General features: G+C 58.6%; 19 protein-coding genes and 2 tRNA genes. 4 read left to right on the forward strand and 17 right to left on the reverse strand.

What is annotated here, in order from left to right; genetic code table 11:
• Window positions 1–328: 328 nt before the first annotated feature.
• The 10 genes from AC097N_RS13645 to AC097N_RS13690 all read right to left on the reverse strand — a co-directional run bounded on the left by AC097N_RS13645 (window position 329) and on the right by AC097N_RS13690 (window position 11,148).
• Entirely contained in the window at window positions 329–1,507 is a 1,179-nt protein-coding gene (locus AC097N_RS13645; RefSeq protein WP_479581737.1) for a phage/plasmid replication domain-containing protein, read from the reverse strand.
• 137 nt (window positions 1,508–1,644) lie between these two features.
• Entirely contained in the window at window positions 1,645–2,634 is a 990-nt protein-coding gene (locus AC097N_RS13650) for an AAA family ATPase (protein WP_479581739.1), read from the reverse strand.
• A gap of 83 nt (window positions 2,635–2,717) precedes the next feature.
• Window positions 2,718–3,224, reverse strand: a complete 507-nt coding sequence (locus AC097N_RS13655; protein WP_479581741.1) for a hypothetical protein — start codon at window positions 3,222–3,224, stop codon at window positions 2,718–2,720.
• On the reverse strand, window positions 3,221–3,460 hold the full coding sequence (locus AC097N_RS13660) for a helix-turn-helix domain-containing protein (protein ID WP_479581743.1): 240 nt from the start codon (window positions 3,458–3,460) through the stop codon (window positions 3,221–3,223). Before AC097N_RS13660 ends, AC097N_RS13655 begins: the two co-directional genes overlap by 4 nt.
• A gap of 363 nt (window positions 3,461–3,823) precedes the next feature.
• Entirely contained in the window at window positions 3,824–4,777 is a 954-nt protein-coding gene (locus AC097N_RS13665) for a transcriptional regulator domain-containing protein (protein WP_479581745.1), read from the reverse strand.
• Between the two features lie 127 nt (window positions 4,778–4,904).
• Window positions 4,905–4,980: transfer RNA gene (locus tag AC097N_RS13670), tRNA-Asn, on the reverse strand.
• A 22-nt stretch (window positions 4,981–5,002) separates the two neighbouring features.
• Window positions 5,003–5,078 (reverse strand) — tRNA-Lys (locus AC097N_RS13675).
• 198 nt (window positions 5,079–5,276) lie between these two features.
• Entirely contained in the window at window positions 5,277–6,254 is a 978-nt protein-coding gene (locus tag AC097N_RS13680) for a GMP reductase (protein ID WP_479581747.1), read from the reverse strand.
• A gap of 131 nt (window positions 6,255–6,385) precedes the next feature.
• A complete protein-coding gene (locus AC097N_RS13685; RefSeq protein WP_479581749.1) occupies window positions 6,386–10,450 on the reverse strand; it encodes a CHASE domain-containing protein in 4,065 nt (1,354 codons plus the stop codon).
• Entirely contained in the window at window positions 10,447–11,148 is a 702-nt protein-coding gene (locus AC097N_RS13690) for a hypothetical protein (protein WP_479581752.1), read from the reverse strand. The genes AC097N_RS13685 and AC097N_RS13690 overlap by 4 nt, the downstream gene beginning before the upstream one ends.
• Before the next feature lie 23 nt (window positions 11,149–11,171).
• Between AC097N_RS13690 and AC097N_RS13695 the strand changes: the two genes are divergently transcribed.
• Window positions 11,172–13,583, forward strand: coding sequence for a UvrD-helicase domain-containing protein (locus AC097N_RS13695; RefSeq protein ID WP_479581753.1), 2,412 nt, complete (start codon window positions 11,172–11,174; stop codon window positions 13,581–13,583).
• Between the two features lie 60 nt (window positions 13,584–13,643).
• On the opposite strand, the gene AC097N_RS13700 is transcribed toward AC097N_RS13695, so the two are convergent.
• Window positions 13,644–15,863, reverse strand: coding sequence for a PhoX family protein (locus AC097N_RS13700; RefSeq protein ID WP_479581755.1), 2,220 nt, complete (start codon window positions 15,861–15,863; stop codon window positions 13,644–13,646).
• Between the two features lie 132 nt (window positions 15,864–15,995).
• Here AC097N_RS13700 and AC097N_RS13705 point away from each other — a divergent pair, with 132 nt between their 5' ends.
• On the forward strand, window positions 15,996–16,154 hold the full coding sequence (locus AC097N_RS13705; protein WP_479581758.1) for a hypothetical protein: 159 nt from the start codon (window positions 15,996–15,998) through the stop codon (window positions 16,152–16,154).
• Window positions 16,155–16,161: 7 nt separating this feature from the next.
• Here the strand turns inward: AC097N_RS13705 and AC097N_RS13710 are convergent, their stop codons facing one another.
• The 4 genes from AC097N_RS13710 to AC097N_RS13725 form a co-directional block, all read right to left on the reverse strand.
• The gene (locus AC097N_RS13710) at window positions 16,162–16,773 is read right to left on the reverse strand and encodes a hypothetical protein (protein ID WP_479581761.1); all 612 of its coding nucleotides are present in this window, start codon (window positions 16,771–16,773) and stop codon (window positions 16,162–16,164) included.
• A gap of 89 nt (window positions 16,774–16,862) precedes the next feature.
• A complete protein-coding gene (locus tag AC097N_RS13715; protein ID WP_479581763.1) occupies window positions 16,863–17,642 on the reverse strand; it encodes a BPSS1780 family membrane protein in 780 nt (259 codons plus the stop codon).
• A 2-nt stretch (window positions 17,643–17,644) separates the two neighbouring features.
• A complete protein-coding gene (locus AC097N_RS13720) occupies window positions 17,645–18,634 on the reverse strand; it encodes a homoserine kinase (protein WP_479581765.1) in 990 nt (329 codons plus the stop codon).
• A gap of 3 nt (window positions 18,635–18,637) precedes the next feature.
• Entirely contained in the window at window positions 18,638–18,934 is a 297-nt protein-coding gene (locus tag AC097N_RS13725; RefSeq protein WP_479581766.1) for a hypothetical protein, read from the reverse strand.
• 52 nt (window positions 18,935–18,986) lie between these two features.
• On the opposite strand from AC097N_RS13725, the gene polA reads away from it, so the two are divergent.
• A complete protein-coding gene (gene polA / locus AC097N_RS13730; RefSeq protein ID WP_479581768.1) occupies window positions 18,987–21,827 on the forward strand; it encodes a DNA polymerase I in 2,841 nt (946 codons plus the stop codon).
• A 71-nt stretch (window positions 21,828–21,898) separates the two neighbouring features.
• Window positions 21,899–22,762, forward strand: a complete 864-nt coding sequence (locus tag AC097N_RS13735) for a ZIP family metal transporter (protein ID WP_479581769.1) — start codon at window positions 21,899–21,901, stop codon at window positions 22,760–22,762.
• A gap of 13 nt (window positions 22,763–22,775) precedes the next feature.
• Here the strand turns inward: AC097N_RS13735 and AC097N_RS13740 are convergent, their stop codons facing one another.
• The gene (locus AC097N_RS13740; protein ID WP_479581772.1) at window positions 22,776–24,035 is read right to left on the reverse strand and encodes a GGDEF domain-containing protein; all 1,260 of its coding nucleotides are present in this window, start codon (window positions 24,033–24,035) and stop codon (window positions 22,776–22,778) included.
• A 105-nt stretch (window positions 24,036–24,140) separates the two neighbouring features.
• Window positions 24,141–25,019, reverse strand: a complete 879-nt coding sequence (locus AC097N_RS13745) for a sulfurtransferase (RefSeq protein ID WP_479581774.1) — start codon at window positions 25,017–25,019, stop codon at window positions 24,141–24,143.
• Window positions 25,020–25,042 lie beyond the last annotated feature (23 nt).

The raw sequence follows: 25,042 nt of genomic DNA on the forward strand, positions 1-25,042 counted from the left end.
TTGCGGTACTGCTCGTATCCTGAGCCTTGATCGGCGGCCATCGCCAAGGTTTGTTGTTTCATTGACATGTAACGTTTCACCCTCGGGTGGCGTGGACCTTAATCAGCATTGCCTTAGTACCAAATACGGCGTGGGCTTCTGGCTGGGGTGGTCAACGCATTGGCTGGAATACAGACCCGAACAACAATCGGATGGTCATTACTTTCTCCAACGTTGAAAGCTGGATGCCGGACGTTTACGAGCTTGCCAAGGACTGGAACCACTTGTCGAAATAGTCGGAAAAATGTGAACCATGCCGCCGCACTTGTTACAGTGCGCGGCAACATGTTTACGCGGCCATTCGGCTAGATTGAGCGGTTGCTTTTCTCGCCTTGCCGAAGCGGATTTCAGGCTCAGGCCGCAACCAAGCACGGTGATTTTGAGTTGGATTCTTCCACCCACCCCACCGTTCCGACTCATACACAAAGCCGCTCGCTTTTGCCCACTCTGGTACTTCAATAATTGAGCTGGGTTCAATCACGTCTGCCCAGCGAATTCCACACTCAGGCATAGGGGGTATGGACATATCGAAACCGTACCGCTTAATCATTTCTGTGCGCCGTCGGTAGTAGGTGGCATCGCTATTGAAGAACTGACGCATGTCCCGCCCCGTAAGCCACAGCGCAATCAACATCTTGTGGCCAGCATTTGCAGTTGCCAAAAGCTGTTCCTGGACATGAATTGGAGGAAGGTCAGAAAGCGGGATGTCTTCCACCACTTTGCGATGCAGTTCGCGTGCCGTTTGCAGTGTCCAATGCACGCCCCTATTGAGCGGATTTAACTTGCTGTTCAACGCCAGCTTCGAGCGCGTTTCGATGCGGATACCCTGCGCCAGCACTTCATCCATCATTCGCCCAAATTCAAGGCTTGTACCAAAGCGCCCAAAGTCCATCGGCATATTGCCCAAGAGCTTGATTTTGTGCTTCTCAAGGTCATCCAAAAAGTAGTGATGCTTATCGTATAGCAGCACTTTGGTGTAATGAGAATTCGGCCACAAGCGAACACCAATTCCCTGCTCGATGGGCACCGCTTGCAGGGAAGAATTACCGTACCGTCGAATGTTGTCACATAGTGACCCTACTAGCTGGTGAGGCATGCGATATTGCTCCGCAACGTGTACCTCGTGAACGTCGTATTCCCCCGTGGAAATTGCTTCCAAAACTGAGGTCGGGCATTTCATTCCCAATGTCTCAAAAACCAGCAAAACGCTTGCCTTAACCAGCGGTCGGAAATCGTTGCTGCCCATGCCGTTGTGACCTTGCAGAAACTGGGCTGGTGATCCCTTGAATCGCATCCGTTTTTGCTTGGTCTCAACTCGTGCTCGAAATGATGGGGCATCGCTGGTGACGCTAACTTTGACCTCAGTAAACGACTTTGATTCCACTCCACTGGGCTGCTTGGTAGTGAACTCTTTGCCAAGAACCGGAAAGTCGTCTCCATCTATGGTTATGTCGAAATGGTCAATCATGGCTTATCTATGCCTATAGTTAATATGAGAGTAATAGCCATAGCTCTACTTCGCACACGGCACCGCGCATGACCGTCAGCGTGCTTATGGCTGCGAGTGCGTGCATCGGCGCGTGTGCTAGTGTTTGCACGGCTGCATCAGGCGGCTTTTAGCCAGCGGCCCACGGTTGTGCGGTCAACATCGAGCGTTTGGGCTATTTCAGTGTTGGTTGCACCTTCAGCTTTTAACTTTTCTGCTTTGACGATCTTGGGGTCTTTGTGCGCGCCGTGCTGGTAATCCCACACCAAAGCACCGTTTTCGCCACGTTGCATGGTGACGGCGATAGGTGCAATTTGGTCGCTTGCAAGGTGACGCGATTTTTCCCAAACGAGACTAAAGCGGAGTGCGCCATCCTGTGGGGATTGCTTGTCCGACATCAGGTTGATTGACCAGTCAAGAGCATCCTCATGTTTGCTGCTTCCACGTTGTTTGCCTGCCTTGCCGGAATGGTGAATGACAATGACAGTACGGCCAGCGCGTTTGTGACCAAGCATCCAGCGCATGAAGGGTGCCCATGCTTCGGCTGTTTCCCGCCCGTCGCTGCTCCATGCCGAATAGTTGTCAACAATCAGAATGTCCCAAGCTGTTCCGATCATTTTGTCGATGACCTTTTGTCCGTCCAGCGTATTTATCGACGGCAACAAGTCGGTGAAAGCTTCGGGGGTGAACACCTTTAGGTTTGCGGGGGGCTTCACTCCCAAACTTTTGCAAATTTGACGCATACGTTGCTGAAAAGTGACGAGGTCCATCTCGCCATCCAAGTAGTTGACGCGACGTGCCTTATATGGTTTATGCCCCAAGAACTCGACACGGCAACTCATTGATAGTGCGATGCCCATGGCAAACCAAGTCTTGCCACGACCTCGTTCTCCAAAAATCATCCCAGTTTGGTTGGATTTAATAAAGTCTGCCCAATGTTTTTTGCGCGGAGGAACGGACAAAGTGACCAGTTCGTTTGCTGGGATCAGTTCCATGTTTTCACTGGGCTGAAAGTGCGCCGCCTTGACATCGAAAACCGGTGGCACCACTCGCTCCTTTGGAGCGCGAGACATGCGTCCTTTTTCGGTAGCTTTGCGTTTAATGTTCATTGAAATTCCTTGAAAGGCGTGGCATCCGAAAACACCACGCTCTTTTGGTTGATACACGGCTTATTTACAAATTGCGGTCACGGCTACTGACCAACGGATTCAGGCACTACCACGAGCTTTTGGGGGCGACATGTGATGTGAATCTGGCGTGTTTTCTTCCCCTCCAGTTCAACGCACTTTCCAGCCACCACAATATCTATGCCATCGTCGCTTGCATGTGCATACTCATTGGCCTCAGAGTTGATGTACTTCATGCCCTTGAGCTTTCCACTGGTAGCGACGGCAACGATGTTTTTCTTGTAGTGACTGCCAAACTTGTCAATCAAGAATGCGGGGGTCAAGTAGCTACGGGTTAGAGCGGCAGCGGCCTCATCTGACATGTAAACATGATCGAGGTCGATGACCGTGATAAGCGCAATGATGCTGTCATGGGCGACCCGCGTCTTCAACGACTTGTGCAGCGATAGTGAGTTGTCCGTTTTTATGGCGCTGAGATCGAGGCGCTTCAAGTCTTGCGGTGATGAAATCACCATTACCTCAATCTGGTCGATGGAAGTAGTGAGACCTGTTTGAATTGATGTGGTGTTCATTTTTGGTTTCCTATTCCGGTGCAGGAAGTTTGGTTGTTGCTGATGAATGCGAGTACGTCAGCCTCGCGGTAGCGGACATTGCGACCGATCTTGATCCAAGGGAGTTCATCGGTGAAGCGCCCGAGATAGCGCCATTGCGCAAGGGTGCCAGCATCCATATCTAGTAATTTGGATGCAAGAACGCTGTCAAGTAGGCGCGGTGGTGCCACTGGGGACGGCATATTTTTTAAAGACATAGCTACTCCTTGGCGACGTAAAACGTCGCCAAAACTTTTCAATTAAGCTAAGGTCGAGAGCCGCAGGCGTGTGTCGTAAGTGGATGCAACAAGCAGTGAAGGTTGCAACGCGAAATACGTTGTTCTGCGCGATGCCGATGCAAAGCGACTTAGGTTTGACCCTTTAGTCTCATAGCGCCGTTAAGCGCCGAGACGTGTACCGCGTTTGAATTGGCGATGTGCTTTCGCGCATCCCAAAGCGGGGCTTTTGTTGGTACAGGGTGAATTCTGCCCTAGTCGGATGATGTGAACTAGCAGAATAAGTCAGAAAGTTATTTCTCGTGGCACCGACCAAATGTACGCCCCGCCGGACTGGTGGAACGCCTATTTGGATGACTTCTTTTTGATTGAACGCAATTTTTTTGCCTGACTCTCAAGATCAGTTGACGCGACGGTGATGTGCCTCATGGAGAGGGCATAGCGCAACCCATATCGCAGTGCGTCCACTATTTCTTGCCTGCGCCAGTTTTCGTCAGGATATGTTTTCATTGGTGAAGCGGCAATTTCACCAGTTGCAAGTTCAGCATTGAATTTTGCAACCAATTGATCGACAAAATGCTCTGATTTGACTGCCGCGCTGGTTGGTTGGAATACCCCCATCGCGTCTACACAGCGCAGCGCAAGCCAAAGATGCGACAGATGCACTCGTACCGTTGGATATTCGTGTTCAAACCCAACTAGATGAATCTCACTATCTCCCAATGGCTGATTTCCTGGAGCTTCAACCTCATAGAGATAGCAACGTGTGTCCCGACTTGATTGGCCGGACCTTTTCGGCTGCTTGAGTTGTGTCTTCAGCGACTCGATTTGGCCCGCAATGCTTCCGTCTAGGTTGAGGATCACAGCAATCTGGTTAGGGGCAAGCAGTATGGTGTGCTCACTCACGCTATGAATACCCCGGAAATTAGGGCGACTCTCCTCGAAAAGTTCGCCTTCTTGAAAATACGGAAATACGATGTAAGGCTCGCTTCCGTCAAAGACGAAGGCACTTTTGATACTTACGTCTTCTTCGCGTAGTTTTGAGTAGGCGTGACCGGGGTTAGCGAGTCTCGATATGCCCCAAGCGACGGCCAGCTTGTCATGTACCTCTTGGTCTTTTTTCTTGACGAAGGAATTGAAGTCACGGACGTAATGACGGTTTCGTCGCAAAAATTCCCACGCCCACATTGCGCTGTCGATGCTTTGCGCATCAGGGTAAGGCTGAGGATTTTCCCAATCCAGCCTAACTTCAACGTCTTTGGCCAGCGTATGAAGTTCTTCCAAGAATGAGTTTTTCAAGAGGGCTCCTTGTGCAGCTAGATCACTCCATATCATTGCAGATGGTAGCAACGCAGTAGCAACGGCGAGCCACAAAGAAAAAAGCCCCAACGCTTTTGGCGTAAGGGCTTGATTTCATTGGTGTTTTTGGCTCCTCGACCTGGGCTCGAACCAGGGACCTACGGATTAACAGTCCGGCGCTCTACCAACTGAGCTATCGAGGAAAAATCTAAACTTTTTAATAAGTGGTGGGTCCTGCGGGGGTCGAACCCACGACAAACGGATTAAAAGTCCGCTGCTCTACCAACTGAGCTAAGGACCCACTTTGAAAACCTGGTGTGACTCAGAGAAATAAGCTTGCCTGAAAACACAAAATCTGCAGATGCAGATATGTGCTTTTCAGAGAATCTCAAGCTTGCTGAGGGTCACGATCTTATCAGGGATTTCCTCTGTTTGACGGCGCCAATCTGCCGAAATTTCGCAACAGTGAAGCGAATTTCGATTGTCGGACAGACCGCCTTTACATCAGCAGGTGTTCACCCGCGTTGTCACCACCCAGTGTGACGTAGTTCACCTTGCGGATGTCCATCAGCTTCTTGCCGCCTGAATAGCTGATGGAGCTTTGCACGTCCTGCTCCATCTCCACCAGGGTTTCGGCCAGCTTGCCTTTGATGGGTTCCAGAATGCGCTTTCCCTCCACGTGCTTGTACTCGCCCTTGTTGAAGTCGCTGGCCGAGCCGTAGTATTCCTTGTACAGCTTGCCGTCGACTTCAACGGTTTGGCCCGGGCTTTCTTCGTGTCCGGCCAGCATGGAGCCAATCATCACCATCGTGGCGCCAAAGCGGATGGATTTGGCAATGTCGCCATGCTCGCGAATACCGCCATCCGCAATGATGGGCTTGGTTGCCACGCGGGCACACCATTTCACCGCACTGAGTTGCCAGCCCCCGGTGCCAAAACCGGTCTTGAGTTTGGTGATGCAGACTTTGCCGGGGCCGATGCCGACTTTGGTGGCGTCAGCGCCCCAGTTCTCCAGGTCAATCACGGCTTCAGGCGTCGCCACGTTGCCCGCGATGATGAAGGTCGAAGGCATTTTTTCCTTCAGATAGCCGATCATGTTCTTGACACTGTCGGCGTGCCCATGGGCAATGTCGATCGTCACATAGTCGGGGGTCAGGCCCAGGGACACGAGTTGGTTCACGGTGTCGTAGTCGGGCTGTTTGACACCCAGTGAAATCGAGGCAAAAAGACCCTGGGTAGCCATGTCCTTGACGAACTGCACGTTGTCCAGATCGAAGCGGTGCATCACGTAGAAGTAGCCGTTCTGCGCCAGCCAGACGCAGGTGGCCTCACTCACCACCGTTTTCATGTTGGCCGGTACCACCGGGATGCGAAAGCGGCGTGCGCCCAGCTCAACACTGGCGTCGCACTCTGAACGGCTTTCCACGCGGCATTTGCGGGGCAGCAACAAAATGTTGTCGTAGTCAAAAATTTCCATGGTCCGGTCTCCTGGTCAATAAAGTTGATAGAAGAGCGCTTGGACTGGGCCCGGGTTTTGTTTTTGTCAGCAGTGGCAGAAACAAAAAACCGGGCCGCAATTGCTTGGGCCCGGTGATTGATTCTATCGACTTATTCCGGCAGGCCGTCGATCAAGGTCATGCACAGACGGCGAGCCTGCGCAAAATCAAGCGCAGCCATGGCGGTCTCCAGCCCGTTGGCAATGGTCTGGATACCCGTACCGTGGGTCTGCCTCAGCTCGGCATGAACCAAAACGGCGTTCATGTCTGAGCTGTTCAGTAAGGTGACCAACAGGTGCAGCTGGTCCTTCAAACGGTGGTTGCTGGACTGACTGTCACGTTTGTCCATGGCCATCATTCGTTCAGGTGGGAAGGTGGTATCGGTATCTGGTTCGAGGAGACCAATCTGTTTTTCCGTCGCGATACGTGCCTGCGACAGCGCTGCCGCCATGGTAGCCAGCATGGGGGCGCTATGGACTGGTGTGCCTGCCGGGTGCATCGCCGCCTCGGCTTGGGCTGCAACCGATGCCATCTTCTGCAACCCCAGGGTGGCAGACGTGCCTTTGAGGGTGTGCAGCAGGCGCCGGGCTTCGTCCAGCCGCTTCTCCTGCATCAGGTCAGCGAGTTGTTGTGAGGTCTCTGCTGTCTCGGACAGAAACGTCTTCAACAGCTTCACATAAAGTGCCTGGTTGCCCCCCAGTCGCAGCAGGGCACTCTGCGCGTCAATGTCCTTCGTCACCGTGGTAGACACTGGCAAGAGAGCCGCCGACAGGGTGCTTGTCGTGGCTGGCGTCGTCAGCTTGTCCCAGGCTGTGTGTTCCCGCAAGGTGGCCACCAGATGGGTCAGGTTGAAGGGTTTGCCCACATGGCCATTCATCCCTGCCGCCAGGCAGGCTTCGCGATCCGTTTGCATGGCATTGGCTGTCATGGCGATGATGGGCAGGCTGGTTTCGCCCAACTCCGTGCGGATGACACGGGTGGCCGTGAGGCCGTCCATCACCGGCATTTGCAGATCCATCAGCACGGCTGAAAAAGGTGGGTTGGCGGCAGCGACGGCGTCCACGCCCAACTGGCCGTTATCCGCAATGGTTACGCTCGCGCCCTCGGCCGTCAGCAGCTCCTGTGCCACTTGCTGGTTGATCAAGTTGTCTTCCACCAGCAGCAGGCGCATGCCCACCAGCCGTCGGGCGCCCGGCGCTGTGGGGGCGGGCACCGTCATACCCGGTTGGGGGAGAGCGCGGTTCACGGCGTTGAGCATCATGGATGCCGTGACGGGCTTCACCAGATAACCGGCTGGGGGTGAGGTGCCGGGTTGTTTGCGTCTGGCGAGCAGGTCATGTCCATGGGCTGTGACCATCAGCAGGATCGGTAGCGGTACACCGTCGAGCCGCTGGCGAATGCGCTGGGCGGTTTGCCAGCCTTCCATCTGTGGCATTTTGCAGTCCACAAAGACAGCCCGGTAGGGTGGAGCGCCTGTGGCCAAGCGGGATTCGATCAACGCGAGGGCGTCGTCTCCATTGGAAGCTACGTCCGTGCGCATGCCCAAAGACTGCATCATCCGCACCATCACATCGCAGGCTGTCGGGCTGGCGTCCACCAGTAACACGTCGCAGATCATCTTCTCTGGGGGGGTGAGAGATGCCCCCCGATCCTTGGTGGACAGCATGGGAAGGGTGAAATGGAAGTTGCTCCCCTCGCCCGGTGTACTCTCCAGCATCAACTGCCCGCCCATCAGATTCACCAGTCGTTTGCAGATGGCCAGCCCCAGGCCTGTGCCGCCAAAGCGCCGGGTGGTGGAGGCTTCGGCCTGCGAGAAGCCGTCAAAAATATGGACCTGGTTCTCGGTGGATATGCCAATGCCTGTGTCGCGAACACTGACCTGCAAGAGCACCTTGCGGTCCTGTTGTTCGAGCAGGCGAACCTGAACAATCACTTCGCCTTTTTCGGTGAACTTGAGCGCGTTGCCACCGAGGTTGATCAGCACCTGCTGCAAGCGCATGGCGTCACCAGACAGTGTGGCGGGTATCAGCGGGTCCACATCAAACAGCACATCCACCGGTTTGTTGCCGATGCTGGCGGACAAAATGACCGAGAGGTTATTCATGATTTGTTCGATCTGGAACGGGTGCACGTCCAGCGTCATCTTGCCAGCCTCCACCTTGGAAAAATCCAGAATATCATTGAGCAGCCCCAGCAGCGATTGGGCTGCCCCCTCGGCCTTGCTGGCATAGTCCAGCTGGCGCGGGCTCAAGGTGGTGTTTTGCAGCAGCTGCAGCATGCCCAGAATGGCGTTCATGGGCGTGCGGATTTCATGGCTCATGTTCGCCAGAAACTGGCTTTTGGCGCGCGATGCTTCTTCGGCCACGCGGGTCGCGGTCTTGAGCTCGGTGATGTCAGCGTAGGTGGTGACAAAACCGCCATCGGGCATGGGCGCGCCGCGCACCTCCAGCGTGGCGCCATTGGCACGCTGGCGCTCAAACTTGTGGTGCTCGGCCCGTTTGGCCCGTGTCACGATGGCTGCGATGAGGGTCTCGGGGTCGCCGTCGCCATACTCCCCGCGCAGTGCGTTGAACCGGATGATGTCTTCAAAAGTCGTCACGGGTTTGGCAAACAGCGAATCCGGAAACTCCAGCAGGCTGCGAAACAGTGGGTTCTCCACCACCACATTGAGGTTGCTGTCCATCACGCTCAAGCCGACCGGAATGTTGGCCAGAATGTTTTTCAGGACCTCATTTTTCCGTTGGAGTTCGTCTTCCAGTTGGCGGCGTTCCGTGATGTCCGTTTCAATCGACACGTAGCCTGCGAACTGGCCGTCTGCATCCATCAGCGGTTGCATTTCGCCGGAAATCCAGACCGGGTTTCCGGCGCGGGAGATGTTCTGGATTTCAGTGCGCACACTCTGCCCCTGAACCAGCGTCGTGTTGAGGTGGTTGACCGCGGTGAGGTCGGTCTCCCCGGTGTTGAGCAGTTCGCCGGGCGTTTTTCCTGCTGCGGCTTCCAGGGAATAACCTGTCAGCGCAATAAAGGCTTCATTGACCCAGATGATTTTGAAGTCCTTGTCGGTGATAAACACCGAGTTGGAGGTGTGTCGGGCGACCTTCGCCAAGCGGTCGAGGTCGGCGGTCATGGTCCTTGCCAGCGCCTCGGCACGGTTTCGGCCGGCGCCCAGCAACCAGACGGTGAGTGCCAGAAAAAAACTCAAAATGGCGCCCCCGGCGCCCAGCAGCAGCGGGGTGGTCCAATTGGCAAAGGCTTCCAGGCTCGGCGTGCTGACAGCGCGTATGGTCAAGATCCGGCCACCAATCATGATCGGCTGTGCCTTGTTTAAAAGACGATTCATGTCGTCCCGGGCGCTGGCCGGGGCGGACGTTGTCGTCACAGTTTGACGTGTGTCGTAAAGCCGGGGGCTGTCTGACACATTCGGACCGTCGAAAATCTCAAAATCAATCAGGCCCTGGGCCGTGGCCGCCGTGGCGCTCACCAGTTCCTCCCACACGATGGGGGAATATAAAAAACCGAGCAAGGCCGCATTTCGTTCTGCGGCGCTGGCTGGCGCAGTCCCTTTTTTGTAGACCGGCAGAAGGTAGAGAAAGCCCGGGCGTTTCTGGCTGTCCTGTAACAGTGTGATCACCCCGGTCAGGGTGGGTTCGCCCGTTTGGATGGTCCGTTCGACCGCCTCGTGCCGCACAGTCTCTGACCCTAAATCCAGGCCCCACTCTGCCCGGTTGTTGACCAGGGGCTCGATGAATTTGATGAGGTACAGATCAGCGGCATCGCCACGGGTGTTGACGGCATAGTCGGCGGCCTCGTCAGCCCGTACGGCGCTGACAAAAGCGTCCAGATTTGCGCGGTTGACCTTTTGGATAAATCCGAACCCTCGAACGCCCGGAAACTCGAGCGCCATGTTTTGGCTGCCGACAAAAGCCCGAAACTCGGCCCGCTCCACACTTTGGCTGGCGGCGTACAAACCCTGGCCGCCTTTGAGAACGGAGAGGTGCCGCTCAAACTGGGTTTTAAGGTCTCTTTCAAGCTGGTCAAACTGCCGGTTGAATTGCTGCTGAACGTCGGATTGAATGGCGCCCCACACGGTCAAAACGCCCCAGGTGGTCAGCGCCAGTCCGATCACCAGGACCAAAGCCGCTCGTTGCAGCGGCGTGACGCTCAGCGTTTGTTTCATTCGGACGCCACGCAGATGGATTGGGCCGCGCTCAGCACCTGCCCCTGCGCGTCCTCGACCCAACCCACCACCCGCAGACGCGCAGGCGTCGTGCCGGGCGGGATGCTCAGGGGACGGGTTTCACGATAAATTGGTTGCTCCTTTTTTGATAGCTGGTTACGAAGATTCCACGGGGGCTGGAGCACGTTTCTTATCAAATTTCTCTCCACCAGGGTGCCGTCGGTACCGGCCGCAATGGTTTCCACCAGAACCAGCCAGGCGTTGATGCTTTCCATATCGGCTGGCGCAAGGCTTGACTTGAATTCAATGGAGGCGCCGATATAGCCGCCCAACGCCACGCCATGGGCGACGCGCAGGGTGCCGCCGGGGCCTCCTTTAATGGGTTTACCAACCGTATCAGCGCTGGTTGGCACGGCGCGTCCCAGTGTGGCGAGCCGCATCACGGCGTCGGGGGTGGCGGCTGCCGACAGGGGGGCATCGTCCCCCCGGGCACTGGGCACGATCCAGTCCAGGGTGAGCGCACCGGGAGCTGGCTTGGCGGTTGTCGGGCTGCTCCAGCAGGTCTCACAGTCGGCGCTGATGAAGCGTTCATTCAGGGTCAGGGGGGTCGCTTGACCATCACTAGCGCAAAAAGACTGGGCCGATGCGCTGTGTGCCAAACCCATGGTCAGGCCGATCAATAACAAAATTTTTCTCATCCGGGGCTTTCTACAATGCTTGGATGTTCTCAGAAAATACACAAACGGGCGGGGCGGAGTCCCCACTTTTGCATAACCTCAACCCGGAGCAGCGGGCTGCGGTGACGCTGCCAGCCGAACATGCCTTGATTTTGGCAGGTGCCGGCTCGGGGAAAACCCGTGTGCTGACCACCCGCATTGCGTGGCTGCTGCAAAGCGGGCAGGTGTCGCCTGGCGGCATCATGGCAGTGACCTTCACCAACAAGGCGGCCAAGGAGATGATGACGCGGCTCTCCAGCATGCTGCCGGTGAACGTGCATGGCATGTGGATCGGCACGTTTCATGGGCTGTGCAACCGGTTTTTGCGTGCCCACTTCAAGATGGCCAACCTGCCGCAGAGCTTCCAGATTCTGGACACACAAGACCAGCTCTCCAGCATCAAGCGCCTGTACAAACAGTTCAATGTAGATGACGAGCGTTTTCCGGCCAAGCAGATGCAATGGTTCATTGGCAGCTGCAAGGAAGATGGCTTGCGCGCCAACATGGTGGAGATTCGTGATGACGAAACCCGCAAGAAGGTCGAGATCTATCAGTGGTATGAAGAGCAATGCCAGCGCGAGGGCGTGGTGGATTTTGGCGAGCTGATGCTGCGCAGCTTTGAAGTGCTGCGCGACAACGACCCGATTCGTGAGCACTACCAGCGGCGTTTCCGGCACATCCTGATCGACGAGTTTCAGGACACCAACAAGCTGCAGTACGCGTGGATCAAGATGCTGGCGGGCACCGGCGCCCACGGCTCGGTGGACGACGCCTCCAGCTTCAACCCCAGCGGTTGTGTGCTGGCCGTGGGCGACGATGACCAGAGTATTTACGCCTTTCGCGGTGCGCGCGTGGGCAACATGGCCGACTTTGTGCGCGAGTTCAAGGTGCGCCACCAGATCAAGCTGGAAGAAAACTACCGCAGCGGCAGCAACATCCTGGATTCGGCCAACGAGCTGATCAGCCACAACAGCAAGCGCCTGGGCAAAAACCTGCGCACCACCCAGGGCCCCGGCGAACCGGTGCGTGTGTTCGAGGCCACCAGCGACTTTGCCGAAGCGCAGTGGATGATTGACGAGATGAAGCAGCTGGTGCGCGAAGACGTGGCGCGCAAGGAAATTGCGGTCTTGTACCGCAGCAATGCACAAAGCCGGGTGATCGAGACCGCGCTGTTCAATGCGGGGTTGCCCTACAAGGTGTACGGCGGACTGCGCTTTTTCGAGCGGGCTGAAATCAAGAATGCGCTGGCTTACCTGCGCCTGCTCGAAAATCCGCGCGATGACACCAGCTTTCTGCGGGCGGTGAATTTTCCGCCGCGCGGCATCGGCATGCGCAGCATCGAGCAGTTGCAGGACGTGGCGCGCGCCGCGGGCTGTGCCTTGAGCGACGCGGTGAGTGGTCTGGGTGGCAAGGCGGGCACCAAAATTGGTTCGTTCCTGGCGGGCATCGATGTGTTGCGCGAGCAGACAATGGGCATGAAACTCAGCGAAACCGTGGAGCAGATGCTGGCCCACAGCGGCTTGATTGCCCACTACACGGCTGACCGCGAAGGCGCTGACCGGGTAGAAAATCTGGAAGAACTGGTCAACGCCGCACAGAGTTTTGTGTCGCTGGAGAACTTTGGCCGTGACCTCTCTGCGCAGCCGGTGGACGAGCAGGGCCTCGCCCTGACCCAGTCGCCCGCATCGCAGGGGCTGGACCTGAACCAAGCCCTGCTGGACGAGCCTGCGCCCGATGCCGAGACGGGCGAAACGCTCTCGCCGCTAGCCGCATTTTTGTCTCACGCCGCGCTAGAGGCGGGCGACAACCAGGCCCAGGCCGGGCAAGACGCCATTCAGCTCATGACCGTGCATTCCAGCAAGGGCCTGGAGTTTGACTGTGTGTTCATCACCGGCATGGAAGAGGGCCTTTTTCCGCACGAAAACTCCATGAGCGATCGCGACGGCCTGGAAGAAGAACGCCGCCTGATGTACGTGGCCATCACCCGCGCGCGCAAGCGCCTGTACCTGAGCCACTCCCAAACCCGCATGCTGCATGGGCAGACCCGCTACAACCTGAAAAGCCGCTTTTTTGAAGAGCTGCCCGAGGCTGCGCTGAAGTGGATCACGCCGAAGAACCAGGGCTTCAGTTCTGGTTTTGCTCCTAATTCAGGAGCTGCTTCCGCAGGCTACACGGGGGCTAGAGGCCAATTTGGCACTGATTTCTCCAAATACACCGCCGCGCCCGTACCGGTGCAGAAAGCCGCGCCGTCCCACGGTCTGCGCGCGGGTATGAAGGTGTTTCACGCCAAGTTTGGCGAGGGTTCGGTGATTTCGCTTGAAGGGGTGGGCGACGACGCCCGGGCGCAGATCAGCTTCCCGCGCCACGGTGTCAAATGGCTGGCGCTGAGCGTGGCCAAGCTGACGCCGGTGCCCTGACGCCGACGGAATACATCGAGGCGGTGCTGGGCTGCCCCAGTCGCACCCGCGGATCGACGGTCAGCTGCCGATCACACCTCCGTCGATCTTCGTGATGACGATGGTGGCCGAGCGGGGCCGCTTGCCTGCGCCGTAGCCCATATTGGAGGGCCACTGGCTGCTGTACTTGGCGGGGTCATTCACATCCGCCATCTTGGTGCCTTCACCGGGGTGCTGGATGTTGATGAACATCGCACGCCCGTCAGGCGACTCGCACAGGCCGGTGATTTCGCAGTCTTTCGGCCCGACCAGGAATCGCTTGAGCACGTCTGGTGACTGGCTCTTGCCAACAAATGTGTCGACTTGCTTTTCGCTGCCATCGGTACGTTGGTAAGACAAGGTTTTCTTGCCCCCATCGCCCACCTGGCCGGGAATGCCCGCCAGCAGCATGCAGTTGGTGACATCGGTGTAGGCACCATCGTCGGTCTGGATCCAGCACAGGCCGGTAGCCTGGCTGAACGCCAGTCCATCGGGGGCTGACATGTCGTTTTCGTCGGTCAGGTTGGAGAGATTGACCCGGCTCTTGTCGGCGTCGGCTTCCGATGAAAAAAGGTAGATGTCCCAGGTAAAGGCCTTGCCAGCAGGGTTGGCCTGGGCCACGCGGATGATGTGACCGTGCACATTGCCTTTGCTTTCCTTGCTGCCTTTCATGTCCGTGTAGTAACGCGGGTTGGCCGCGTCTACGGCCACTTCGCCGTCCACCGTGCGGTTGCTGTTGTTCGTCAGGGACATATAGAACTCACCGGTGCGCGGGTGAATGCCACCCCACTCGGGACGGTCCATTTTGGTGGCGTTCACGGCATCGGCTGCAAGCCGGGTAAAGATGGCGATGTCCGCGTCCGAGGTGAATTCAAAATCAGGGTTGGCCGCAACAATCGGGTTGCTCATGGACAGTTCCATCCATTCACCCGTGCCGTTGTCTTTGAACTTGGCCACATACAGTGTTCCTTTGTCCAGGTATTTGTCGCCTGCGGCCAGGCGGTTGCTGGCGTTGGCATCGGTGGCATCCCACTTGGCTGTAGAGACGAATTTGTACATGTATTCACCGCGGGCATCGTCGCCCATGTAGGCGACGATGGGCTGGCCCACCACTGGTGCGGCGAAGCTCACGCTCTCATGGGCAAAGCGGCCCAGGCCTGTGCGCTTGCGCACGGCCAGGCGCGAGTCATAGGCGTCCATCTCCACCACAAAGCCAAAGGTGTTCATCTCATTGCGGTAGTCGGCTTTGGCGCTGGCGGCCAGGGCGCCATTGTTCCAGCGGACGAACTTGTCGTCCGTGCCGGCGCTTTCCCAGCCGTGGCGGCTGGCGTCGCCGGCCTTGCGGCCATAGCGGTTAAGCCCGGCCACGGACTTGTCTTTTTTACCGCGGCGCTCGTCGTCCTTGGCGTCGCGGTGGAAGTAGCCAAACCAATTTTCTTCGCCTGATACAAACGTGCCCCACGGCGTCTTGCCTGTGCCGCAGTTGTTCAGCGTACCGCGGCCTTTGGTGGCATCAGGGCTGAAGGCGGTGACCAGATGCTCACTGCCGCGCGCCGGGCCGGTGATCTGCACTTCTGTCATGCTGGTGACGCGACGGTTGAAAGGGGACGACGCGCTGTAGGCCCACTGCTTGCCCTGGACGGCAATCTCGACCACGGACAAGCCGTGAATCGCGAGTTCTTTCTCGACTTCGGCGGCGGGGCGAGGCAGCGTGGCCTTGCCGCCGTTGGCGTGGATGAAAAAAGACGAAAGCTTTTCGTCCGTCGTGGCTTCATGATTCATGGCGAGCAGGGCGCGATTGACGCTGCTGGCCGATGGCTGGCCATTGGCGTCCAGCCCAAACCATTCCATACCGTCGTGGTGGTCGCCCGCGCGGCGGTCAAAGTCGGTGTCAGTGCCGTCGTTCTTGAAGGCTGCGGTGCCCGCGCTCAGTGGGTCGCCCAAGGCGTACAGCACTTGAAACTGGTAACCCGCGGGCACGCTCACTACGTCCGCCAGGCTCTTGGCGACTGCGGTGAAGCCCAGTTTGTTCAATGGGGCAACCATGCTGCCAGCACCTTGTTCCCCACCTGCCAAGCCGGTGGCACAGCCTGTGAGTGCCGTGGCACCCAGCACCGAAGTGGCGGCCACGCCAGCGCTGCCGAGAAGCATCTTGCGGCGACTCAGGCGCGCGTTCAGCACTGCGTCGAAGTGAGGGTTGTTCGTTGTGTTGGAGTCTTCGTTATTGAAGAAATCGGCAGCGCGTTGAGATTCGTTATTCATGGATGTCATGGTGCGGTAGTGTGAGGAACCCAGTGAGCATGCCGTTCGCTTGTGACAAAACGATGACATTTTTGCGAATATGGCTAGTCGGCTTGAGTTCAAAATATCCTCTTTTACAAGAAAGATATTTTTATGAAAATTGCTGCCCTGTGTTTGTGCCTCTGCCTGTCGGGCCCCTTGCTGGCTGCAGATTCGCCAGCTGCCAGCGAGCCCACCGTGAGTGAACGTTTGGGTGCAGCACGCACTGCCATTCCTGTCTCGCGTTATTGCGGCCTACAAGGCGGCGAGTAAATAAACTTCAGGCCTGGGCGTCAGCTCGTTGCGAGCCAGGCGACCATGGCGCGCTTTGATGGCGCCGCCCCGTGTTGGTGGTTCGGGCCACTTGCAGACGATGGACATAACCTGACAGCTCAAAGGCGTTCGCGCTTCGCAGGGCCTCAGGCCCTGGCAGCAGATGGATCACCGCCAAGATGCCGTCCGGCCCGTCCTGCGGGTTCACCTGGAGTACCCCGCTGACTCTGACCAGGCCCGGCACATGAGGGACTGTCCAGTCCTGCTGGCTCGGGTCGAGCTTCACCATCACGGCACGCGCAACGCCCTGATGTGGCACGAGTAGAAATTGCCCAGGTACAGGCGTCTCGTTCTTGACCATGTGGCCGATCAGTCTCACGGTTTGACCGTCGGCTTGGCGCAGCATGTGGCTGATCTCCAGGTCACCGTTTTGTCCCTGTACCGTGAAGGTTTGCCTGAAACGCAGGTCAGTGGCTTGACGAGAGGCTGGAGTGGAGGCCAATTGCGGCTGTGCTGCGCCCATCCAAAGGGCTGCGGTGGTCGCCAGAAGAAGGCGCAACGGGGTGGTGAACCCGGCATGCCGGTTGGCATCCTGAAGGAGTGAAGAGAAGGTAGGCATGGGCCACAGGCATCTTGAAAGATGCAGTTGTCGATAACAGCCTGCAGCTTACAAAACGCCTGTGACGCGCCAGTGACATTTCTGGGAAATCAGGGCGGTGTTGGTTCCACCAACTCAAAACAGTCGCGAAACGTGAAATAAAGCGACGTGAAGAACATCGAGGCCATCAGCAGCAAGGCGGGGAAAAGCAGGTCGCCCGCCAGCCCGGGGTTGCCCGCCAATGTCGCCAGCGTGGTGACGACCACGACCACCAGCACCAGCACGGACAACCACATCACGCCAAAGACGGCAAACGCCCAGAAGTTGCGCAAGCAGGCCACGATGCTGAAGAACAGGCTTTTCACGGGTGGCAAACCATGCCAGTGCACCAGCGCAGGCGCATGCCAGAACAAAAGCGACAAAGGCAAGTGCAGGCCAATGAAGACCCACATGGCCCCCTGAAAGTCAGCCTCCATCATCATCTCGCGCGAGGGATTGGCGCCGCCGAGGTAGACCCGGGCAAATGCGCCGTCATCCACCAGGTAGGAGGCCCCCATGGCTACCATGAAGCCCACGGCGTACAAGGCGCCCAGCACCAGCATGGCCCGGCCCTGCTGCTTGCCCGCGCGAAAGGCCGCGACCAGGACAACGGGCATGGGAAAGCGGCCATCGATGGCCTCGCGGGTCGCGGCCATCAGGCCCAATGTGGCGGCGGGCAGCAGCATCATGGCGATCACAAAGCCAATGACGGGAATCTGGCTGGCCACCGTCATCACGGCCATGAACATGAAAAACAGACCGGCGAGTGCCAGCGGCTGTTTGAAGAAGGTCCGTATCCCCAGTTTGACCCACACAATGCCGGTGCGCGCGGGAACGATATTGAGTTGCATGGTCAGGCCGCGAGGGCGCTCATGAGTAGGGGGTGATTCACCCGTTGCTGGAGGATGCGCTCAAAATGACCGGGATCGTGGGCTTTGAGCATGCTGGCTTCGCGTGGCAAATGAAAGTCCCACAGGCGTGAAATCCAAAACCGCAGCGCACCGGCGCGCAACATCGCCGGGAGCAGTTCGCGTTCTGCGGCCGTGAGTGGTCGCACGGCGCTGTAGGCGTCGATGAAACTGTGGGTCCGCTCGCTGTCATGGCTGCCGTCTTCCAGGTTGACACACCAGTCGTTCAGCGTGACTGCAATGTCAAACAGCCAGGTGTCAATGCCTGCGAAATAGAAATCGAAGAAGCCCGTCAACTGGGGTTCGCCGTCTACGGTTTCAAACATCACGTTGTCGCGGAACAGGTCGGCGTGAATGGCCCCGCGCGGCAACGCTGCGTAGGCCGATGAGGCCGCCACGTGGTTTTGGTAGGCCAGCTCGCTTTTGAGCAGGGTCGCTTGTGGGGTTTCCAGATAGGGCAGGACCACGGGCACGGTCTCGTTCCACCAGTCCAGGCCGCGCAGGTTGGGTTGCGTCATGGCAAAGTCGCGTCCGGCCAGGTGCATTCGGGCCAGCGTGGCGCCCACCGCGGCACAGTGCGCGGGCGTGGGGGCCAGTTCACTTTTGCCGCGCAGCTTGTTGACCACGGCGGCGGGTTTGCCTTTGAGCTCAAACACCAGATCGCCATGGCGGTCGGCGGTGGGGTCCGGTACCGGAATGCCGTGCACGGACAGGTGCTTCATCAAGCGCAAATAAAATGGCAGTTGCTCGAAAGTGAGGCGTTCGAACAAGGTGAGCACGTAGTCGTGGGCAATGCCCTCAAGCTCCGTGCTGACAAAATAGTTGGTGTTCTCGATGCCGCCAGAGCAGCCCTGCAGGGAGGTGAGTTCGCCCAGTTTGAGCTGGCGCATCAGGGTGCTGGCCTCTTTGTCAGAGACTTTGGTGTAGACCGCCATGACTTAGAAACCCAGGATTTTCCAGCTGCGTTCGCCGCTTTCGGGTTGAATTTGGTAGGCCGGCATGCGTCCCTTGGGTTGCACGGAAATGCTCCGTGTCTCGCCGCCAATGCGCAGCTCGTCAATGCGGGAACCCGCGTCTTCCACGCGAATGCGTTCGGTGCGTTTTTCGACGCCACCGGGGGCGATGGCAGCCGCTGTTTTAAGCGTGTCGGACGTCGCGGCGGACGAGGCGGGCGACTGCGCCAGGCACAGGCCGGCACAAGACAGCGAGAGGGTAAGGAGGAGGGCAGAGCGCATGGCTCGATTGTAGAACCACCGCCCCGGTCTCTGCAGCAGGCAAAATGGGCGCATGAATGACTCTCAAAACAAGCCCAAAACCCTGCTTTTGGTGGACGGCTCCAGCTACCTGTACCGCGCTTTTCACGCCATGCCCGATTTGCGGGCGGTGGCCGGTGACCCCACCAGCCCGCCCACGGGGGCCATTCGCGGCATGATCAACATGCTGCAGAGCCTGCGCAAGGAGGTGCCTGCGGACTTTGCCGCTTGCGTGTTTGATGCCAAAGGCCCGACTTTTCGCGACGACCTGTACCCCGAGTACAAAGCGCATCGCTCGCCCATGCCAGACGACTTGCGGGCCCAGATCGAGCCCATCCATGAGGTGGTGCGCCTGATGGGCTGGAAGGTGCTGGACGTGCCGGGTGTGGAAGCCGACGACGTGATTGGCACGCTCGCCGTCATCGCGGCGCGCCAGGGCATTGAAGTGATCGTGAGCAGCGGCGACAAGGACCTGGCCCAGTTGGTCAACGCCCACATCACCATCATCGACACCATGAACGGCAAGCGGCGCGATGTGGCCGGTGTGGAGGCCGAGTTTGGCGTGCCCGCCAGTTTGATGGTGGACTTTCAGACCCTCGTGGGGGATGTGATTGACAACGTGCCCGGTGTGCCCAAGGTAGGCCCCAAGACGGCGGCCAAGTGGCTGCAGCAATACGGCTCGCTGGACGCGGTAGTCGCCAATGCCGATGCCATCAAGGGCGTGGTGGGCGAGAACCTGAAGAAGTCATTGGACTGGCTGCCCATGGGCCGCCAGTTGCTGACCATCAAGACGGACTGCGGCCTGAACGGCTGGGTGCCTGACTTGCCTGCTATGGATTCAATAGCTATTGGCACAATGGATACGGCGGCCCTGGCCATTTTTTATGAAAAATATGGGTTCAAGGGGCTGTCCCGGATGATGGCGAGTGGTGGCGCAGCAGGCCCCGAGTCTGCCGCGGCGCCGCGCAGCGCCTCCGACAAGGCCCCCAAGGCGGTGACCCCCAACAAGGCCGAGCCCGGCCTGTTTGACGAGCCAGAAGAACCCGGTCCGGCGCCCGCCTTGAAGGTGTCCAACCTGGCTTACGACACGATTCTGACCTGGGAAGCTTTTGACGGCTGGCTCGCCAAAGTGCAGGCGGCGGATCTTGTGGCGGTGGACACCGAAACCACCTCGCTGGACGGGATGCGGGCCGAGATCGTGGGTATTTCTTTCAGTGTGATGCCGGGCGAGGCGGCCTACATTCCACTGGCGCACAACTACCCGGATGCGCCCGCGCAATTGCCGCTGAACGAGGTGCTGGCCAAACTCAGGCCCTGGCTGGAAGACGGCCACAAGAAGAAGCTGGGCCAGCACATCAAGTACGACCGCCATGTGTTTGCCAACCACGGCATTGAGGTGCAGGGCTACGCTCACGACACCATGCTGCAAAGCTACGTGCTGGAAGTGCACAAGCCGCATGGCCTGGCCAGCCTGGCCGAACGTCATCTGGGGCGCAGCGGTATCTCCTATGAAGACCTGTGCGGCAAGGGCGCCAGCCAGATCCCGTTTGCCCAGGTGGACATGGCCAAGGCGGCCGAGTATTCGTGCGAAGACTCGGACCAGACGCTGGACGTGCACCGGGTTCTGTGGCCACAGCTGCAGGCGGACGACAAACTGCGCTTTATTTACGAGCTGGAAATCGAGAGCAGCGAGGCGCTGTACCGGATTGAACGCAACGGCGTGCTGATTGACGCGCCCACCCTGGCCACCCAGAGCCATGAGCTTGGCACGCGCATTCTGCAGCTGGAAACCGAGGCCTATGAGATTGCCGGGCAGCCCTTCAACCTCAGCAGCCCCAAGCAGCTGGGCGAGATTTTTTTCGACAAGCTGGGGATGCCGGTTGTGAAAAAAACCGCCACCGGCGCACGCAGCACCGACGAAGAAGTGCTGGAAAAACTGGCTGAGGACTATCCTCTGCCTGCCAAACTGCTGGAGCACCGCGGCCTGGCCAAACTCAAGGGCACCTACACCGACAAGCTGGCCCAGCTCGCGCTGCCCCGCACGGGCCGCGTGCACACCCACTATGCGCAGGCCGTGGCAGTAACCGGACGTTTGTCCAGCAACGACCCCAACTTACAAAACATCCCGATTCGCACGCCAGAGGGGCGCCGGGTGCGCGAAGCCTTTGTGGCACCGCCCGGTTGTGTGATTGCGAGCGCCGATTACAGCCAGATCGAGTTGCGCATCATGGCGCACATCAGTGGGGATGCGGCCTTGCTGCTGGCTTTTCATGACAACATGGACGTGCACCGCGCCACCGCGGCCGAGATTTTTGGCCTGACCACTGACCAGGTCACCAGCGAGCAGCGCCGGTATGCCAAGGTCATCAACTTCGGCCTGATTTACGGCATGAGTGCCTACGGCCTGGCCCGGGCGCTGAGCATCGACAACACCGCGGCCAAAAATTACATCCAGCGTTACTTTGAGCGCTACCCGGGTGTGAAGCACTACATGGATGAAACCAGGCTGCTGGCCAAGGCCCATGGGTATGTGGAGACCGTGTTCGGCCGCCGCCTCTACCTGCCCGAGATCAATTCTCCCAACGGTCCACGCCGCAGCGGTGCCGAGCGCGCGGCCATCAACGCGCCCATGCAGGGCACAGCGGCGGACCTGATCAAGCTCAGCATGGTCAAGGTGCAGAAGGTGCTGGACGAAGAAAAGCGCGGCACCAAAATGATCATGCAGGTGCATGACGAGCTGGTGTTTGAGGTGCCAGAATCCGAAGTGAACTGGGTCCGGCATGAGATTCCGCGGCTGATGGCCGGTGTGGCGCATCTCAAAGTGCCTTTGCTGGCCGAGGTAGGTGTTGGCCCGAACTGGGACAAGGCGCATTGATGGCGCCATCGTTATCTCAGAAATTTATAAGAAAAAGTGCCCTGGCGCACGCAGAATAAGCGGAAGTAGCTATGACTTTGATAGCAATATTGATGGGTACCCTGGCCGCCGGTATTGGCAGCGTGTGGGTGGCGGCACTGCTGAGTTTTGGCGTGCTGGCGCGTTACACGCAACACATGCTGAGCCTGGCTGCGGGTGCCTTGCTGGCCACGGCTTTCATGCACTTGCTGCCCGAGGCGTTCGAGAGCCAGGCCAGTGCGCATGATTTGTTCATGACGCTGCTGGTGGGGCTGGTGTTCTTTTTCCTGCTCGACAAAGCGGAGTTGTGGCACCACGGTCATGAACATCACCACAGCGCGGTACCTGAATACACACCGGACCACCACCACGATCACGACCACGACCACGACCACGACCACGACCACGACCAGGCGCATGCGCCGCACGCCAACGTCGCCCAAGCGCACAGCCACGGCGCCCATGGTGGGACCTGGGCAGTGCTCACCGGCGACAGCGTGCACTGTTTTGGCGACGGGGTGCTGATTGCCTCCGCCTTCATGGCCGATCTGCGCCTGGGCGTGATCGCGTCACTGGCTGTTCTGGCCCATGAGGTGCCTCACCACATGGGGGACCTGATGGTGTTGCGCTCCGGCACCAGCAACAAACGTGCGGCCTTGATCAAGGTCACCCTGGCGGGGGCTGTCACCGCACTCGGAGGTTTGTTGGGGTTTTGGCTGGTGGAGCAGCTGGAAGACTACCTGCCGTATTTTCTGGTGGTGGCCAGCAGCAGCTTCGTCTATGTGGCGCTGGCCGATTTGATTCCGCAATTGCAAAAACGCCTCACCGCGCGGGAAACCGCCGCGCAGATTGCCTGGCTCTTGATTGGTATCGGGCTGGTGACCTGGGTGAGTGGTCTCGCCCACGCAGGCTATTGACGTTTAGGGCACGTCAACTCAAAGGACTTGGCCTTGTTCGGGGGGTGTCTTTGTCGATGTCCCAATCCGCCTGGTCGGCAATTTCAAAGCGGGCCCGTCCCCCTGTCTTGGCCCGGTACATGGCCGCATCTGCCGCATTGACCATGGCAGCCGGGTCCAGCGAGGGATCAGGCAGGAGGCAGGCCACGCCAATGCTGAGCGTCACGTAAGGCGCCACTGGCGAGGTGCTGTGTGGCAGGGCGGCGTGACGCATTCGGTCCAGGCATTTTTGGGCGGTTTCGCAGGCATGCGCCATGTCGGCACCGGGGAGCAACAGTACAAACTCCTCGCCACCGTAGCGTGCAACCAGTTCGCCGGCACGGCGCACACATTGACTCAACACAGCGGCCACCTGCCGCAGACAGTCGTCTCCAGCCAGATGCCCGTAGCAGTCGTTGTAACTCTTGAAATGGTCAATATCAACCATCAACAGGCTCAAGGGTGTGAGGCTGCGGGCGGCGCGTTGCCATTCGGTCGTCAGCGATTGGTAGAAGCGCCTGCGATTGGCCAGCCCGGTCAATTCGTCAGTGGCGGATTGTTGCGTCAGTTGCTGGTTGCGGGCCTCCAGCACTTTGCCTTTGCGCACGAGGTCCGTGACGTCCACCAGCGTGGTGGCCAGATAGCCTTCTGGGGTACGCGTCTCGTAGGTATTGATCCACTGGTTGCCTGCAATTTCCTGCAACAGGGGCTCTTTGTGCATGCCACGTGTGGTCAGACGCTGGGCCAACCAGGCGTCTTCATGCCCGATCGCCGCGGTGATCAGGTGTTGGTTCAGGCTGGCCCGCATCAGGGACTCAAAGGTTTGACCGATGTGCTCCGGTGTGTGGGGAAAACCGCTGTGCAACCGGTTGATTTTGTTGTTGTACATGACCAGCCGGTCTTGTGCGTCCCAAATTTCCAGACCCACATCCATGGTCTCCAGCGTGGACGCCAGCAATTGGTGGGCTTGCAGCATCTCGGGTTTAGGGGGGTGTTCGTTCGCCGTCAAGGTGCCACGCGCTTGACGCTTTGATGTTCGGGAGGCGTCACGGGCCGGGCTTTTACCAAACCACAACAACAGTGCCGCACCCAAGGCACAGGCTGTGCCAGCCAGCCCCAGCATGGCTGGTCCTGCCATGGATTTCGAGCTTCCCAAATGGGTAGCCCACCACCACGCCGCAGCGCCCAGCGCGAACGCCAAGACGGCCAGCAGAAGCAGCCAGAGAGGTTTTTCGGCGTTTCGTGAGGTGCTCATTGACAGTTGAATTATCCGGCCAGTCAGGTTTTTGCATCATGCCACTTTAAAAAGTGGGTGTGGGACAAACGTCAGGAGCGACGTGTCCGGCCGCCGCCCGGTTACCTATCCCTGGGCCATGGGGCGTGCCGGGTCGCTGCACCACTCGCTCCAGCTGCCCGCATACAGAGCCGTGCGCCCCAAGCCAGCCACCTCCATGGCAATGAGGTTGGGTACGGCGCTCACGCCGCTGCCGCAATGGTGCACCACCGTGGCGGGGTCTCGTCCGCCCAGCAGGGTCTCAAATTCGGCTTGGAGCTGGCTGGCAGGCTTGAATTTGCCGTCGGCCCCCAGGTTCTGGTTGAACGGGCGGTTGAGTGCACCCGGGATATGACCTGCCACCGGATCCAACGGTTCGACCTCGCCACGAAAACGCGGTGTGCCACGGGCGTCGATGAGGGACTGCGTGGGATGCCCCAGGTTTTTTGCTATTTTTTCAGTAGCTGTCAGCGTAGCTCTGGCGGGCGCCAGAAGGTAGTTTGATACGAAATTTTGAGGATTTTCTCCGGTGGCTACCGCGCCTCCGGTGGCTACCGCGCCTCCGGTGGCCTGCCATGCCTGCCAGCCACCATCGAGGACGGCCACCGCCTCATGGCCTGCCCATTTGAGCATCCACCACAGGCGGCCGCAGTAGTTGGCGCCCTGGCGGTCATAGACCACGGCCTGCATGTTATTGGCAAAACCCACGCTGCCCAGCCAGGCCGCCAAGGTCTCGCGCGAGGGCAGAGGGTGGCGTCCACCTGACGCCGCGTCCGTGGCTGTTTTGGACGCACTCAGGTGCCGGTCCAGATCGGCCCGCACGGCGTCAGGAATATGCGCCTGCTCATACTGGCGGTCACCGGCGCCAGGCTCCATCAACTCGAAACTGCAGTCAAACACTATGCAGGGTTGTTTGCTGGTTTGCAGGGATTGCAGCTGCGCTGCGGAAATCAGGGTCGTGTACATGGGAGGGGTTTCCTTCAACAAGG

The sequence above is a fragment of the Rhodoferax sp. LS1R11 genome, from assembly GCF_056521395.1.